The organism is Shimia abyssi, from assembly GCF_003014475.1.
GTDB lineage: Bacteria > Pseudomonadota > Alphaproteobacteria > Rhodobacterales > Rhodobacteraceae > Shimia > Shimia abyssi.
Genome location: NZ_PYGJ01000003.1, coordinates 272,787 through 289,538 on the forward strand (window position 1 = coordinate 272,787; position 16,752 = coordinate 289,538).

The 16,752-nt window shown below is 55.7% G+C and carries 12 protein-coding genes; 9 read left to right on the plus strand and 3 right to left on the minus strand.

Translation table 11 applies throughout. The features are described from left to right. Positions 1-108 precede the first annotated feature (108 nt). The 3 genes from purL to CLV88_RS07950 all read right to left on the minus strand — a co-directional run bounded on the left by purL (position 109) and on the right by CLV88_RS07950 (position 5,891). Positions 109-2,268, minus strand: coding sequence for a phosphoribosylformylglycinamidine synthase subunit PurL (purL, locus tag CLV88_RS07940; RefSeq protein ID WP_106607839.1), 2,160 nt, complete (start codon positions 2,266-2,268; stop codon positions 109-111). A gap of 137 nt (positions 2,269-2,405) precedes the next feature. Further along, positions 2,406-4,691 carry a mechanosensitive ion channel family protein gene (locus CLV88_RS07945; protein WP_165798836.1) on the minus strand — a complete coding sequence of 762 codons (2,286 nt, stop codon included), beginning with the start codon at positions 4,689-4,691 and terminating at the stop codon, positions 2,406-2,408. A 294-nt stretch (positions 4,692-4,985) separates the two neighbouring features. Continuing rightward, positions 4,986-5,891, minus strand: coding sequence for a LysR family transcriptional regulator (locus CLV88_RS07950; protein WP_106607840.1), 906 nt, complete (start codon positions 5,889-5,891; stop codon positions 4,986-4,988). A gap of 174 nt (positions 5,892-6,065) precedes the next feature. Between CLV88_RS07950 and CLV88_RS07955 the strand changes: the two genes are divergently transcribed. The 9 genes from CLV88_RS07955 (at position 6,066) to CLV88_RS07995 (ending at position 16,733) form a co-directional block, all read left to right on the plus strand. Beyond that, positions 6,066-9,485 carry an indolepyruvate ferredoxin oxidoreductase family protein gene (locus CLV88_RS07955; protein WP_106607841.1) on the plus strand — a complete coding sequence of 1,140 codons (3,420 nt, stop codon included), beginning with the start codon at positions 6,066-6,068 and terminating at the stop codon, positions 9,483-9,485. 109 nt (positions 9,486-9,594) lie between these two features. Continuing rightward, a complete protein-coding gene (locus CLV88_RS07960) occupies positions 9,595-10,473 on the plus strand; it encodes a lysophospholipid acyltransferase family protein (RefSeq protein WP_106607842.1) in 879 nt (292 codons plus the stop codon). Positions 10,474-10,496: 23 nt separating this feature from the next. Continuing rightward, on the plus strand, positions 10,497-11,309 hold the full coding sequence (murI, locus tag CLV88_RS07965) for a glutamate racemase (RefSeq protein ID WP_106607959.1): 813 nt from the start codon (positions 10,497-10,499) through the stop codon (positions 11,307-11,309). Between the two features lie 105 nt (positions 11,310-11,414). Continuing rightward, positions 11,415-12,443 carry an N-acetyl-gamma-glutamyl-phosphate reductase gene (gene argC / locus CLV88_RS07970; protein ID WP_106607843.1) on the plus strand — a complete coding sequence of 343 codons (1,029 nt, stop codon included), beginning with the start codon at positions 11,415-11,417 and terminating at the stop codon, positions 12,441-12,443. A gap of 23 nt (positions 12,444-12,466) precedes the next feature. Further along, positions 12,467-12,916: a cytochrome c maturation protein CcmE gene (ccmE, locus tag CLV88_RS07975; protein WP_106607844.1), complete on the plus strand. Its 450-nt coding sequence runs from the start codon at positions 12,467-12,469 to the stop codon at positions 12,914-12,916. Between the two features lie 147 nt (positions 12,917-13,063). Beyond that, a complete protein-coding gene (locus CLV88_RS07980) occupies positions 13,064-13,675 on the plus strand; it encodes a holin-associated N-acetylmuramidase (protein ID WP_106607845.1) in 612 nt (203 codons plus the stop codon). Next, positions 13,666-14,223: a holin family protein gene (locus tag CLV88_RS07985; RefSeq protein WP_106607846.1), complete on the plus strand. Its 558-nt coding sequence runs from the start codon at positions 13,666-13,668 to the stop codon at positions 14,221-14,223. The genes CLV88_RS07980 and CLV88_RS07985 overlap by 10 nt, the downstream gene beginning before the upstream one ends. 72 nt (positions 14,224-14,295) lie before the next feature. Continuing rightward, positions 14,296-16,269 (plus strand): heme lyase CcmF/NrfE family subunit, encoded by a 1,974-nt coding sequence (locus CLV88_RS07990; protein WP_106607960.1) that lies wholly within the window; start codon positions 14,296-14,298, stop codon positions 16,267-16,269. Beyond that, positions 16,266-16,733, plus strand: coding sequence for a cytochrome c-type biogenesis protein (locus CLV88_RS07995; protein WP_106607847.1), 468 nt, complete (start codon positions 16,266-16,268; stop codon positions 16,731-16,733). The genes CLV88_RS07990 and CLV88_RS07995 overlap by 4 nt, the downstream gene beginning before the upstream one ends. Positions 16,734-16,752 lie beyond the last annotated feature (19 nt).

Sequence of the window (16,752 nt, forward strand, 5' to 3'; positions counted from 1 at the left end):
ACGGGCGGGCGCAAGGTAGCGCGGCGTCTTCGCACCACTTTACAGAAACGAAAAATGGCCCCGCCTTAGGAAGCGGAGCCATTTGTGACAAACAGATGGTCGCGCGAATTAGGCGACAGCCTCGGCGAAGCTGCTGCGGAACGTATCCGCAAGGTCCGCCAGAGGCGCGCCGGAATTGCCGAACCAAACGTGGTCGCCGGTGAACTTGCCAACTGTGGTAATTGAAACCCCAGTTTGGCCGGCGGCGATCATCAGCGCCTCTGCCTGATCGAAATTGCAGGCTACGAGGTAGCGCGCCTGATCTTCGCCAAAGAGGGTGGGGGTGTCGTCTGCGTCGAGTTGTACGCCAACGCCCGCTTCTTCGGCCATTTCAAAGGCGGCCAAGGCAAGGCCGCCATCGGCGAGGTCGGTGCAGGCTTTGATCATGTCGCGGTTGTTGCGGATGAATTCGCCGTTGCGGCGCTCGGCGTCCAGATCAACGGTTGGCGCATCGCCATCTTCGCGGTTGAAGACCTCGGCAAGCAGTGCCGATTGGCCGAGATGGCCAGCGGTGTCACCAACCAGCAGCGCAACATGGCCGTCACGGGCGATACCGTTGATTGGTTCTTCGTCTGCGGCAATCAGGCCAACGGCGCCGATGGTGGGGGTTGGCAGGATGCCGGTACCGTCAGTTTCATTATAAAGCGACACGTTGCCCGAAACGATGGGCATATCGAGAGCGGCGACGGCTTCGCCAATGCCTTTGATCGCACCGACGAACTGGCCCATGATCTCGGGCTTTTCAGGGTTGCCGAAGTTCAGGTTGTCGGTGGTGGCGAGCGGCTTAGCACCTACGGCTGACAGATTACGGAACGCTTCGGCCACGGCCTGTTTGCCGCCTTCGGTTGGGTTGGCTTTGACATAACGCGGAGTAACGTCCGAGGTGAAGGCCAGCTTTTTGTCTGTGCCGTGCACGCGCAGGATGCCAGCGCCAGAGCCGGGCAGGCGGGCGCTGTCCGCCATGACCATGGTGTCATATTGTTCATAGACCCATTGTTTGCCCGCATAATTAGGTGAGGAGAGCAGGGCGCGCAAGCCGTCGATCCCGTCGATCTGTGGAACGTCAGCCAGTTCGTCCGCCGGGGGCGTTTCGATCCAGGGACGGTCGTACTCCGGCGCGGTGGAAGCCAGTTTGGACAGTGGCAGGTCGGCCATGATCTTGTCGTCGTGGACAATCAGGAAGCGATCTTCGGGGATGGTTTCGCCCACGATGGCAAAGTCCAGATCCCATTTTTCGAACACCGCGCGCGCCTCGGTCTCTTTTTCCGGCTTGAGGACCATCAGCATACGTTCCTGGGACTCTGAGAGCATCATTTCGTAGGCGGTCATGTGCTCTTCGCGTTGGGGCACATCGTTGAGGTTAAGCTTGATGCCCAAACCACCCTTGTCACCCATTTCAACGGCGGAACAGGTCAGACCTGCCGCGCCCATATCCTGGATCGAGATCACGGCGCCGGTTTGCATCAACTCAAGTGTGGCTTCCATCAGTCGTTTTTCGGTGAAGGGGTCGCCAACCTGAACCGTAGGGCGTTTTTCTTCGATCGTGTCGTCGAACTCTGCGCTGGCCATGGTGGCGCCGCCGACGCCATCGCGGCCGGTTTTGGCACCAAGGTAAACAACCGGCATACCGACGCCTGAAGCGGCGGAGTAGAAAATACTATCGGTCTTTGCCAGACCCGCGGCAAAGGCATTCACGAGGCAGTTGCCATTATAGGCAGGGTGAAAGCGCACTTCTCCACCTACGGTTGGGACGCCGAAGCAATTGCCGTATCCGCCGATACCTTCGACCACGCCGTTCACGAGCTGGCGGGTTTTGGGGTGAGAGGTTTCACCAAAGGAGAGTGAGTTCATCGCGGCGATGGGGCGGGCACCCATGGTAAAGACATCGCGCAGGATGCCGCCAACACCGGTGGCCGCGCCCTGGTAGGGTTCAATATAAGACGGGTGGTTGTGGCTTTCCATCTTGAAAACCACGGCGTCGCCATCACCGATGTCGACAATTCCAGCATTTTCACCGGGTCCACAGATCACCTGCGGGCCATCGGTGGGCAGGGTGCGGAGCCACTTTTTGGAAGATTTGTAAGAGCAATGCTCGTTCCACATCGCCGAGAAAATACCAAGCTCGGTAAAGGTGGGTTCGCGGCCGATGATCTCGAGGATCATGTTGTACTCATCCGGGTTTAGGCCGTGGGCCGCGATGAGATCTGTAGTGATGGCCGGTTCCTGCATGACAGTCGATTCCCCAAATTCTGGTTTGGAGGTCTCTTAAGCCATGTAACGTTGATGCGAAAGGGGGAGGTGCCCCGAGACAAAAAAGGGCGCGGCAAATTTAGTGCCGCGCCCTTTTTCTTGATCAAATGGTCGAGTTAATCGGGGCCTTTGGGGGCACTGGCTGGACCTTGCTCATCCTGCTGTTGGGCGGCGGCAGCTGCGGCGGCTGACAGAGCCGTCTTTTCAGCTTCGGTCATCTCTTCGTGATGCTCCATGTCCGGCAAAGCCACGCGAACTTCGCGGCGAGCAAAGTCGATACCGTTTTCTTTAAACGCGGATTTGACCTTGTTGTAGATTTCTTTGCGGATCATAAACTGTTTGCCAGGTTTGGCCATGAATTTACCACGGATCACCATGCCGACATCATCTATGTCAAAGACACCCTGAGACTTAAACGGTTGCAGGAAATCGTCTTTGAATAGCTCGTCCTGAAGCATTTCCTGGCCGATCTTTTTGAAGATCTTTTTGACCTTGTTTGGATCGGTATCAAACGGCACGGTGAATTTAAGCTTCATAATGACCCAGTCACGGGAATAGTTCGTGAGTTTGGGAATTTCGCCGTAGGGGATGGTGTGCACCGGCCCCCGATGGTGGCGCAACTGCATGGACCGGATCGAGATTTTCTCGACCGCGCCCATAGTACCGTCGATCTCGACATATTCACCGGTGCGGAATGCGTCATCCACAAGGAAGAAGATGCCCGAAACCACGTCGGTGACAAGTTTCTGAGCACCAAAACCGATGGCCAGACCGGCGATACCAGCACCAGCCAGAAGCGGTGTGATGTCGATGCCAAGATTGCCGACGGCAAGCAGACCGAAGATCACGATTATCGTGGTCTGGGCCGAGACAAGAGCCAGAGGCAGTACGGTTGACAGGCGTGAGCCGCCACCTCCGCCCATTTCATTGTCGGCGTCTTCCTGGCTCATCCCGAGTGCGGTCATTTCTGCCGCGAGGCGACGGTTGATCCAGAGCGAGACACCTTCGTAAGCGATATAGCCTACAATAACCGTCATCAGGAAACTGAACAGATTGTCAGCGACGCCGGCGCGATCTTGCAGCAGGTCAAACGAGTTAAAGTCCCAAGCGCGTGCGATCAGCGCCAGAACGATGCCAACAGCGATCACACGACCAATGCGGACATAGCTGCGTTTGGTGGCAACATAGGCTTGTTCAGCAACTTCACCTTCGCCCAGCATGGGCGGGACAAGGTGACGAACAAGACCGCGAATGGCGGTGTCGATTGCAGGGGTAAAGAGCAGCAGAAACATCGTGGTGTAATGCGCGCCCTGCAGGATCTGTTTGAATATCCCCATGCCTGCCAAGATTGATACGACTACCCATGTGGCAACCACTACGGCGATGCCAAAATACGGGTAGCTGCGCGCAACCATTTCGTCAAAGCGAGTGTTGTCAGGGTCAGTGCCTCGCATCATGTCAGACAGCCCGTCGCGAGCGTACCAACACATATAGGCGATGTTCAGGTAGACAAGCATATTGATCCAGTACCCGATCAGCGATTTGCCGGGGGGCACACCGTTGGCGCCATTAAACTGGACAACAAAGATCATCAGGCCGCCAAGAAATACAACGCAGACGATGCAGCGGTGTATGAATTTGGCCCAGTGATCGTCGACGTTAACCAAGCGCAAGTCTGACCTGTTCGGCGCCATCATAAACCGCGAAAAGGCAGCAGCAAGGCGCGGCATCCAAATCAGGTAACCAACAAACGGCGAGGCAAAGATGATCTGCTCGGGCGACAGAATCGCGCGCCCGACCAAGCGAAGGACGATATAAAAGACAACTAGTCCAAATATCTCGCGCAGGAAACGACGTAACAAGAAGCGTACAGCGTCGAGCAATGACTTGCCAGAATCGCTGGCATCCGGGTTGCGCACTTTGATGAACCATGTCCGCACGCCAAATTCGGCGCCAAAGGCAATCGCCAGTGCCAGCGCCATTAGGCCAAACAACGTCAGAACACCTGACGCACCGCCATAGAAACTAGCAAAATTACTGAACGCGTCCATTTGCGACGGGATAAGGTTTGGCAACACCTTGATCGCGGTAACCGTTGGCGCGACGAATGCAGCCCAAAGACCAGCCATCTTTTCGACAAATGTTGCAGGGTCTTCGACGACTTCGCCCTTCTGCGCGACAGCGTCGAGCCGGTCGAGAAGCAGATTGCGCACCTCATCGTCGGACATGCGCGCCACCATGGCGTTTATCGCCTCGGGGGTCATTTCTTCGGGTACAATATCAACCTCTTCAACAGTTTCGGAAGAGGTGGTGGTCATCGGCATCGTCTGCGCCTGAGCGTGTTCTGCTACCAGGAAAGAGGAGCAGGCGAGCAATGCCAGCGTCCAAATGAACTTTTTCATCTAAAGCCTCGGAATAATGGGTCTGCCTTTGAGAATAGCAGTCAAAGTCGCAATTGCATTCAAAAAGTGAACTAAAGCGTTTGAAGGTGTGAGTTGGAAAGGTCGTTTCACGTATTGAAATGGTGAAAAAAAAGGCCGAGCATAAGCTCGGCCGAAGTCCAACAGGGAGGTATGAAGGTGATGCGCATATGTGCAATCATCGCCTTCGAGAGATGAAATAGTAGTCAGTTTGTAAATTTTCAAGGTTTTTTATGCCGCACGTGCAGCATGGCCGCTATGCGTTTTTGGCATAGCTTAGGGATTTCCCTTTTTGGCCAACTGTTTGCGATGTGAAATAATCTCTTCCTGCACAAAGTCGCGGAAGGCGGAGATGCGCTTGGATTGTCTTAATTCCTCTGGATAGGCGAGGAAAACAGGGACTTCGGCGCTTTCGATCTCGGGCAGAACGCGGATGAGTTCCGGAAAATCCTGAATCACATAGTCTGGCAAAACTCCAACCCCAAGATCGTGCAGCACAGCCTGAAGGACGCCAAAGTAATTGTTGACGTACAAAAGCGACTGCCCGCCCTCTCCGAGCAAACTTTGGACAAAGCTGGCACCCGCGCCAACCTGTTCAGAATTGATATTCTGGCAGATCAGGCGGTGGTTCTTAAGGTCGCGCAGTTCATTGACCGGCCCATGGCGATTGAGGTGATCCTGCGTTGTGTAAAGACGCATTCGTACACTCATCAGGCGCTTGCGAATGAGGTCGGCCTGGCTTGGTTCCTTCATGCGGATGGCGACGTCGGCCTCGCGCATAGGTAGGTCGAGCACTTTTTCCTCAAGCATAAGGTCAATGTTGAGGTCTGGGTATTTCTCGTAGAGTTTCTTGAGGCGCGGAGCGAGCCACAATGTGCCAAAACCAATAGTTGTCGTGACTTTGAGTTCTCCGAACACCTCTTCTTCGCTGTCGCGAATACGTGCCGAGGCGGCATCTAGACGTTTGGTCATGGATTTGGTGGCGTCAAACAATAGCTCGCCTTGTTCGGTCAGAATCAGTCCACGGGCATGGCGGTGAAAAAGTGTGGCATTCAACGAATCCTCTAACGCACGAATCTGGCGCGAAACCGCAGATTGCGACAAATGCAGGACATCACCAGCATGTGTAAGGCTGCCGGCATCGGCAACAGCGTGGAAGATTCTGAGCTTATCCCAGTCCATTTTGGTAACTTTCGCGACGTTTTCATTTGTGTAGGCGAAATAGCCGAAAAACGGAACCGGGCAGGTGACGTAATGTTTGGAAATGACGAAAAAATGTTTGCTTAGGTCAGAATTTATGACCTAATATTGCACCTATATTGATCACATGGTCCATCCAGCGAAGGGGAGCGCAAGATGAGCATCCAGAAGATTTCCTTGAACGATAGACTAGACCTTAGCAAGCGCTCAGTTCTGTTAAATGGCACACAAGCGCTAGTGCGTTTGATGCTGATGCAGAAAGTGCGTGACACGGCTGCTGGTTTGAACACAGCTGGGTATGTCACGGGCTATCGTGGCTCTCCGCTAGGCGCGGTGGATAGCCAAATGATGCGGGCAGAGAAGGTGCTGGTTGAGCATGACGTTCTGTTCAAGTCTGGTTTGAACGAAGACCTTGCTGCAACGGCGCTGTGGGGCAGCCAGCAGGCGGAACTGCGTGGCGAGGGAAAATTCGACGGCGTTTTTGGTCTTTGGTACGGCAAGGGGCCCGGTGTGGATCGGACCGGTGACGTGATGCGTCATGCCAATATGGCAGGCACATCGCGCATGGGTGGCGTTCTGATGGCGATGGGCGATGACCACACCGGTGAAAGCTCAACCGTTTTGCACCAGAGCGAATGGGCGCTCGTTGATGCATATATGCCGATTGTGTCGCCCGCCGGGGTGCAGGAGATCATGGACTATGGTCTTTATGGCATTGCTCTGTCTCGGTTTTCCGGGCTGTGGGTTGGTTTGAAGACGATGAAGGACACGATCGAAGCGACGGCCGTGGTGGACGGTGATCCCGAACGTATGTCTTTTGTCGAACCTGATTTTGATATGCCTGAAGGCGGGTTGAACATTTGGTTGGTCGACACGCCTCACGATCAAGAAGCGCGCATGATCGATCACAAACGGTTTGCCGCCGAAGCGTTTTCACATGCCAACAAGATGGACAAGCGTGTCTGGGGCAAACCGGGGGCCAAGATTGGCTTTGTCGCGGCGGGCAAAAACTGGCTTGACCTGGTTCATGCGCTTGATCTGCTCGGAGTGAACGAGGAAGAGGCGGAACGACTGGGCATCACCACCTATAAGGTTGGACAGGTATTTCCGCTGGATATGAAGGGTTTCAGCGACTGGGCCGAGGGCTTGGATCTGATTGTCATTGTTGAAGAGAAACGCAAACTGATCGAAGTGCAGGTCAAGGAGGCGATTTTTGATGATCGGCGCGGGCGGCGCGTTTATGGATGGCACAAGGGCGGTGGTGCAGGTTCGATGCATGGCGAGGAGCTGTTCCCGACACGCGGTGCGCTTGACCCGATCATGATTGCTGAAAAATTGGGCGCTGTCCTGATCGAAGAGGGCCGCGGCACTGAAAGTGTCAAGGCGGGTCTGACCACATTGGCCGAAGCCAAACGCGCGGATAATGCCGAAGACATTGCCGTGCGCACGCCGTGGTTTTGTTCTGGCTGCCCGCATAACAGTTCGACCAAGGTGCCAGAGGGCAGCCGGGCCTATGCGGGGATCGGGTGTCATTACATGGTGCAGTGGATGGACCGCGACACGGTTGGGTATACGCATATGGGCGGTGAAGGGGCCAACTGGATCGGTGAAGCACCGTTTTCAAATACATCGCATGTTTTTCAAAACCTTGGCGATGGCACGTATAACCATTCGGGCGTTCAGGCGATCCGCGCTGCATTGGCGGCGGGCACGACGATTACCTACAAGATTTTGTTCAACGATGCCGTCGCCATGACTGGTGGGCAGGCCAACGATGGCGGGCTGTCCCCGCAGAAAATTGCGTCCGAAGTGCAGGCCATGGGTGTCGCGCATGTCGCGGTGGTGTATGATGAGAAAGAGGATGTGGATCAGTCAGATTTCCCCAGTGGTGTGCGTTTTCATGAACGTGCGGAACTGGTTCTGATTGAAAAAGAATTTAGGGAAATCAAAGGTGTATCTGTTATTGTTTATGTGCAAACATGCGCCGCAGAGAAACGCCGCCGCCGCAAGCGCGGACTATTTCCTGATCCGGATCGTCGTGTGTTTATCAACACGGATGTATGCGAAGGCTGTGGCGATTGTGGTGTACAATCCAATTGTATCTCGATCGAGCCGGTTGAGACCGAGCTGGGGCGCAAGCGCAAGATCAACCAATCAAGTTGTAACAAAGATTTCAGCTGTTTGAACGGGTTCTGCCCCAGTTTTCTGACCATTGAAGGTGGCACGATCAAGAAGGCCGCGACGGCAACGCTTGATTTGCCAGATTTGCCGCTGCCCGCAATGAAAACAATTGAGGGCACGCACAACGTGGTCATCACGGGTGTTGGTGGTACCGGGGTTGTGACGATTGGTGCCATTCTTGCGCAGGCCGCGCAGATTGACGGCAAAGCAGCGGCGATGATGGAGATGGCGGGGTTGGCCCAAAAGGGCGGCGCGGTGCATATCCATTGCCGTTTGGCCGAAAGCCGCGAGGCGATCAGTGCGGTGCGCGTTGCGACCGGCGAGGCGGATGCGCTGATTGGCGGTGATCTGGTGGTCAGTGCCGGCGCCAAGACGTTGGGGCTCACACGGACCGGGCGGACAGGTGCCGTGGTGAACAGCCATGAAATTATCACGGGTGATTTTACGCAGGATACAGAATTTAGGTTGCCTTCCGGTCGGTTAGAGGTCGCACTTCAAGCACGCTTGCAGGACAGGTTGGCGATGTTTGACGCCTCTGAACTGTCGCGCGTGGTCATGGGGGATTCGATTTATTCCAACATGATGGTGTTTGGAGCTGCGTGGCAGCAAGGGCTGGTGCCGCTGAGCCATGAGGCCATCGTGGCCGCGATTGAGTTGAATGGGACGGCGGTGGAGCGCAATAAGCGGGCGTTTGAAATTGGTCGTTGGGCAGCGCTCTTTCCCGCGGAGGCATCTGGGCTGGCTGCGCCAAAGGTTGTTGAACTACCCAAATCGTTGGACGACAAAATCGCGTTCCGTGCGGAACATCTGGTGAAATACCAGGGCAAGCGATTGGCCAAGCGCTATCGCAAGCTGGTGGACAGTATCGCGGATGTCCGTTTGAAAGAGGCTGTTGCCAAGGGATACCATAAGCTGTTGGCGTATAAGGATGAATACGAGGTTGCCCGCCTGCATATTGAGAGCCGTGAAAAGGCGGCTGAGGTTTTTGAAGGCGACTTTGAAGTGAAATACCAGCTAGCTCCGCCGCTACTCTCAAAAGAGGGGCCGAATGGACGGCCCATGAAAAAAGAGTATGGCGCAGGTATGGAGAGATGGTTCCGTGTGTTGGCCCGGATGAAGGGGCTGCGCGGAACACCTTTGGATGTGTTTGGACGTAGCGACGAACGCCAGATGGAACGGGCTCTGATAAGGCAATATGAGGCGGATATGATTTCGGTGGTTCGCGAACACGGAGAACGCGCGTCGGAAGCTGCTGTGGCATTGGCCGCATTGCCATTGGACATCCGCGGGTTTGGCCCGGTTAAACAAGCCAACGAAGCAAAAGCGGCAAAGCGGCGAGAGGTGCTCTTGGCGGCATTGAACGCAGAGGATCAGGTGAACGTTGCGGCAGAATAGAATGAGTGTTGCCGTTAGGTAATACCGTTGTCATGTCGATGTTGTAGAGGCTGGTTCAAATGCGGCGTCCGCCGTATGTGGAGCCAAACTGTCAGCTAAGACTTGTACCATGCCAAGCCAAAACCACGTCGCCAGAGAGATCAGCTATGCCTTTTCCGCCAGCACCAAGGGCGGGCGGGCGATGATCCGTGTCATGGAAAATGCCACTGGGCGGATCAGTTTGATCAAGCGCGCGCAGGGTTATGAAGACGAGGTTGCCGCGGGACGGGATTTCTGGGAGGTCATGCGCGAGCGTTATGGCCTGCGACTGGAGGTGATTGGCGGATCGCTTGAGAATGTGCCGCGTTCCGGGCCTCTGATCATGATTGCGAACCATCCTTATGGCATTTTGGACGGGTTGATGATGGGCCACATCCTGAGCCAGACGCGGGGTGATTTTCGCATTCTAGCCAATCAGGTGTTTCGCAAGGCCGAAGATTTGAACCGGGTGGTGCTACCGATCAGTTTCGACAACACCAAAGAGGACGTGAAATTGAACCTGCGCACGCGCAAGGTGTCGTTGGATTATCTGGCGAATGGTGGCGCGATTGGCATCTTCCCCGGTGGCACGGTGTCGACCGCAGAAAAGCCGTTTGGCACACCGCTTGACCCCGGTTGGCGCGGGTTTACAGCGCGCATGATCGCCAAATCCGAGGCGTCGGTTTTGCCTGTTTTCTTTGATGGACATACGACGCGTTTGTTCCAACTGGCCAGTCATTTACACGTGACACTGCGCATGGGTTTTCTGATCCGTGAGTTCAAAAAACGTGTGGATACGCCGGTGCGCGTTGTTGTTGGCAAACCGATCGGTAGGGATGTGCTGAATGATCGCGCCATGGACACACGCAACTTGATGGACTTCCTCCGACAAGAGACTTATGCTTTGTCCCCATCGCCCATGAGAAATCTGGGCTATGGTTTTGAATTTGAAGAGAAATACCGCGCTTGATCGGGCGTGTCGGATGGGAAAAGATGGCAGTCGGAATTTTTGACAGTGGTCTGGGTGGACTGACAGTGTTGGATGCCGTGACAAAGCGGCTTCCTGAGCAATCGTTTGTCTATTTTGGAGACAACGCGCACGCGCCTTATGGGGTGCGGGATGCGGACGATGTCTATGGTCTGACGACCAAGGCCGTGTCGCGCATGTGGGATGCGGGCTGTGATCTGGTAATTCTAGCCTGCAACACGGCCAGCGCTGCCGCGCTCCGGCGGATGCAGGAAAGCTGGATCCCAGCTGACAAACGGGTGCTGGGCGTGTTCGTGCCATTGATTGAGGCGCTGACCGAACGTAGCTGGGGCGATAATTCCCCGCCGCGCGAAGTGGAGGTCAAGCATGTGGCGCTGTTTGCGACACCGGCAACGGTTGCGAGCCGTGCCTTCCAGCGTGAGCTGGCCTTTCGCGCCATTGGCGTGGATGTCGAGGCGCAAGCCTGTGGTGGGGTTGTGGATGCGATTGAGGATGGCGATCTGATTTTGGCCGAAGCATTGGTGCGGTCGCACGTCGATGCGTTAAAACGCAAGATGCCCAACCCGCAGGCGGCCATTTTAGGGTGCACACATTATCCGCTGATGCACGAAACCTTTCAGGATGCACTGGGGGCGGATGTGAAGGTGTTTTCGCAGGCCAATCTGGTTGCGGAGTCATTGGCGGACTATTTGCAGCGCCATCCCAAGATGACGGGAACCGGAGCGGATAGCCTGTTCCTGACCACAGGTGACCCGCGACGTGTTTCGGACCGCGCGACGCAGTTCCTGCGACGAAGGATCACGTTTGAAGCAGCGTGAACGCTGCGCCTCTCGTAATTCGTCTATTTCTCGACTACATATCGCCCAGAACTCAGGGCTGTGCGCGTGTGATGTCACGCGTTTCAGAAAGGAACAGGTCGTATCATGACCCATAAAATCGCAATTCTTGGTGCCAGCGGATATACAGGCGCAGAGCTGGTTCGGTTGATTGCCACTCATCCCAACATGGACATTGTGGCACTGTCGGCGGATCGTAAGGCTGGCATGGAAATGGCCGCGGTATTCCCGCATCTACGCCATCTGAGCCTGCCGACCCTTTGCAAGATCGATGAGATTGACTTTGCAGATGTGGACCTGTGTTTCTGTGCGTTGCCACACGCGACCAGCCAGAAAGTGATCCGGAATTTGCCCAAATCGCTGAAGGTTGTGGATCTTTCCGCCGATTTCCGGCTGCGTGATCCTGAAGAATACGCCAAGTGGTATGGCGGTGCGCATGATGCACTGGAGTGCCAAGCCGAAGCGGTTTACGGGCTGACCGAATTTTATCGTGACGAGATCAAGGGCGCTCGGCTCGTGGCGGGCACTGGCTGTAACGCGGCCACCGGGCAGTATGTTTTGTCGCCACTGATCAAGGCCGGTGTTGTTGATCTCGATCATATCATTCTGGACCTGAAATGTGCAGTCTCTGGTGCAGGGCGGTCGCTTAAGGAGAACCTTTTGCATGCTGAACTGAGCGAAGGATATCATGCCTATGCCGTGGGGGGGACGCACCGGCATTTGGGCGAGTTTGACCAAGAGTTCAGCAGGTTGGCAGGGCGCGATGTGAAAATCCAGTTCACACCGCATCTGGTGCCTGCAAACCGGGGTATTCTGGCGACAGCCTATGTGCACGGGAGCGCACAAGAAGTGTATGATACGTTGGTAAAGACTTATGACGGTGAGCCATTTATCAAAGTTCTGCCCTTTGGCGAAGCACCGAGCACGAAACATGTTCGGGCCTCGAATTTTTGTCATATTGGCGTGGTCGCGGACCGGATAGACGGGCGCGTGATCGTGGTTGCGGCGCTTGATAATTTGACCAAAGGCTCCAGCGGGCAGGCGTTGCAGAATGCCAATCTGATGCTGGGAGAAGCGGAAACGGCTGGTTTGATGCTGGCACCTGTTTTCCCGTAAAGGGGCCAAGTAGGGGAAAAAGGATGAAAAACCTCAAGAAGAGACGGCGGATACAAGTGATTGTGGTCGCGTTTGTGGCTTTGGCGGTTTCGACGGCGCTTATCGGGTATGCGATGCGCGACGGGATAAACTTTTTCCGATCGCCTAGTCAGGTGGCCGAAACACCCCCGGATGCGAGCGAAGTGTTCCGTATGGGTGGTTTGGTTGAAGAGGGCACATTGGTGCGCGGTCAGGGCGAGACGGTGACGTTTTCGGTAACGGATGGCGGTGCTTCGATTCCCGTGGCTTATAGGGGTGTGTTGCCTGATTTGTTTGAAGAAAATCAGGGCATGGTTGGCACGGGGCGTTACATCAACGGCGTATTCGAAGCTTCTGAAATCCTTGCGAAACACGACGAAACATACATGCCGAAAGAGGTGGTGGACGCGCTCAAGGAGCAAGGCGTTTACGTGGAGCCTGATACGGAAAGTTAAACTGTTTTTTCTCGTACTTTTGGAAAGGCCCGACCGGGAAAACGGTACGGGCCTTTTTGATGTGTCGCGTCTTGCGTACGGTGGTCTTGGGCGGGATTAACCTCTTTGCGGCAAGGTGATTGGCGTTGCAAATCGCGAGGAAACGCCATGCAGGATGTCAGGCAGATCGCCAAGGAAATCGTTGCTCGTGAAGGGGGTTTTGTAAATGACCCCGACGATCCGGGCGGCGCCACAAAATACGGTGTCACGATTGGCACCGCGCGCCAGCTGGGGCTGGACAAGGACCGCGATGGAGATGTTGACATCAATGATGTTCGCGCGCTGAGCCGCAGCGACGCTGAAGAGGTTTTCCTCAAGCATTACTTTGTGAAACCCGGTGTGAACCGGATGCCATATGCGCTGCAGGCCTCGGTTTTCGATATGTATGTCAACGCCGGTTCAAACGCAGTGAAGATCCTTCAGCGTTTGTTGGGGCAGATGGGGCACAAAGTGACCGTAGACGGCGCGATTGGGCCACAGACGATTGCCGCGGCTGAGGCGGCGGCTGCGGCGGCGCCGGATCATCTGGCCGATGCTTATGGGATCGCGCGGCGGAATTATTACCTGTCAATCGCAGATAAGCGGCCCAAAAGCCGCAAGTATGCGCGTAGTCGTTCCGGGGGCAAGGGTGGCTGGATTCGCCGAGCGGAGGAGTTCATCTCGCCGCGCTACCACCTGAGCGATGAAGAGTTTCAGAAGAGGGTTTCGTCATGGGCGTGATCGAGAAGCTTATCTCGCTGGTGTTTGGTGGTGGCCGCAATGCGGTCAAGGAAACGGCCGAGGTGTTTCGCGAAAACGCCGAAGCCGGCGCGCAGCGGGCAATGGACGTGCAGGTTGCAGCTATGAAGGGGTTTTCGGCCGAGTTTCGACAGGCCGGGCGTGGAAGGTTTGACCGGTTCATGGATGGTATGAACCGGCTCCCACGTCCGGCCATGGCGTTGGGCTGTTTGGGATTGTTCGTTTCGGCCATGGCGAACCCGGTTTGGTTCGCAGAACGCATGGCTGGCATTGCACTGGTGCCGGAGCCGCTTTGGTGGTTGCTTGGCGTGGTCGTGAGCTTTTATTTTGGCGCGCGTCATCAGGCCAAAGGGCAAGAGTTTCAGCGCGCCATTGCCACCAGCATTGCAAGCGTGCCTCAAGTTGTTGAAAACATTCAGGATGTGCGCGCTTTGAAGTCCGAAGAGGGCAATGCGGAAACCGCAAACCCCGCAGATGCGTTACATGATAACCCGGCATTGCGGGACTGGCAGAGGGCGCGGGCGGGGTGACCGCGACAATGTGATCACCCGGAATTGTCGAAACCGATTGGCCGCGCCGTGTGCGCGGCCTATATTCGAGGCATGATAGTAGAGCTCGGCCATTTCGCCCTAATCCTCGCCGCCATCACCGCCATGGTGCAGGCTGTTATCCCTCTTATCGGTGCGCATAAACGCTGGCCCGGCTGGATGGCCGTGGCGGAACCTGCGGCGGTGATCCAGTTTTTGCTCACAGCACTTTCTTTTGGCGCGCTAACCTATGCGTTTGTTCTGTCGGATTTCTCGGTTCAGTTGGTGACAGCCAACTCGCACACGCTCAAGCCGATGCTTTACAAAATTAGCGGCGTTTGGGGGAACCACGAGGGATCGATGCTGTTATGGTTGCTGATCCTGACATTGTTTGGTGCCTGTCTGGCGTGGTTCGGGGGCAACTTGCCACCCAGCTTGCGCGCGCGCGCACTGGCGGTTCAGTCGGCTGTGGGGGTGGCGTTTTTTGGGTTTATCCTGCTGACATCTAACCCTTTTATCCGTATGAAAGATGCGCCCTTTGATGGGCGCGGGCTAAATCCGTTGTTGCAGGATCCCGGCTTGGCGTTCCATCCGCCATTTTTGTATCTGGGGTATGTTGGACTTTCGATGGCGTTTTCATTTGCCATTGCCGCCTTGATCGAAGGCCGGGTCGATGCGGCTTGGGCGCGTTGGGTGCGGCCTTGGACCTTGGCGGCGTGGGTGTTTCTGACCATTGGTATCGCGTTGGGATCGTGGTGGGCTTATTACGAGCTGGGCTGGGGCGGGTTCTGGTTCTGGGATCCGGTTGAAAACGCGTCCTTTATGCCATGGCTTTTGGCGGCGGCGTTGTTGCATTCCGCGATTGTGGTTGAAAAACGCGAGTCGTTGAAAAGTTGGACCATCCTGCTGGCCATTCTGGCCTTTGGATTCTCACTGATCGGGACATTTATTGTGCGTTCTGGCGTGATCACCTCGGTGCATGCTTTTGCCAATGATCCGGAACGCGGCGTTTATATTCTCGCGATTTTGGCGCTGTTTACCGGAGGTGGGCTGACGCTTTTTGCCGCGCGCGCATCGACGATGGAGGCCAAGGGTGTGTTTGGCATGGTCAGTCGCGAAAGCGGGCTGGTGCTGAACAATATCCTGTTGGCAGTAAGTTGTTTTGTTGTGTTTGTGGGTACTATCTGGCCGCTCGTGTCCGAGATATTCTTTGTCCGTAAGCTGAGCGTGGGACCGCCCTTTTTCAACATGGCATTTACGCCGTTCATGATCGTGCTGGGCATCGCCATGCCGATTGGTGGCATGTTGCCGTGGAAACGGGCCAAGCTGGGCAAGGTCATTCGACCATTGCTGCCAGCGTTGGCATTGGCTGTGTTGCTGGGTGGATTGGCGTGGACGTTGCAGACCGGGCGCAGCCTGCTTGGACCTGTCGGCTTGTTTCTGGGCACGTGGATGGTGTTTGGCTCGGTAACGGACGTGTATACGCGCACCGGCAAAGGCGCGATTGGCGCAAGGCTTGGTCGGCTTGGCCGATTGCCGCGCGCGGATTGGGGTAAGGCCGTGGCCCATGCGGGCATGGGAGTGACCATGATTGGGGTGTCTGGCCTGATGGCTTGGGAAGAAGAAGACATCCGCGTGGCCTATATTGATCAGCCTTACATGGTTGGCGCTTATGAGCTGACCTTACAGAATGTGCGCGAGGCGCCGGGTCCGAATTACCTGTCGACCAAGGGCACCGTTCTGGTACGCAAGGATGGTCAAGACGTTGCCGTTTTGGAACCTGAAAAGAGAGTCTACCCGGTATCTGCAATGCCCACGACAGAGGCGGCGATTGATTATCGTCTGATGCGTGATGTGTATGTTGTGGTGGGTGATCCGCAGGACGATGGCGGATATACGGTGCGCACCTATATTAAGCCGCTGACGAACTGGATCTGGATCGGTAGCGCCTTAATGGCGCTGGGTGGGATCTTCAGCCTGTCGGATCGACGCTATCGTGTGGCGGCAGGGGCTCGGAAATCCCCGACTGGGGGAGTGCCTGCAGAATGAGACTTTGGCAAGTTCTGACGCGCGCGGCGATGGTCGTGCTAATCGCATTGCCGGTTTGGGCGGTGCAACCGGATGAAGTATTGGACGATCCAGAGCTCGAGGCGCGCGCGCGGGTTATTTCCAAGGATCTCCGATGTCTGGTGTGTCGCAACGAGAGTATTGATGAATCCAATGCAGACCTAGCGCGGGATTTGCGTATTCTGGTACGAGAGCGCCTGAGTGATGGCGATACCAATGACGAAGTGATTGATTTTGTTGTCGATCGATATGGCGAATATGTGTTGCTGCGCCCGCAAACCGGTGGATCAAATCTGCTATTATGGGCTGCGGGCCCAATGGCATTCCTGCTTGCGCTGGTGTTGGCGGGTGCCTATCTCAGACGGCGTAGCGTCGCGCCTGAACCGGTGGCAAACAGTCTGAGCAATGAAGAGCAGGCGCGTCTGGACGAAATCCTGAAAGACTGACGTCAGGTTCCGCTTGGAG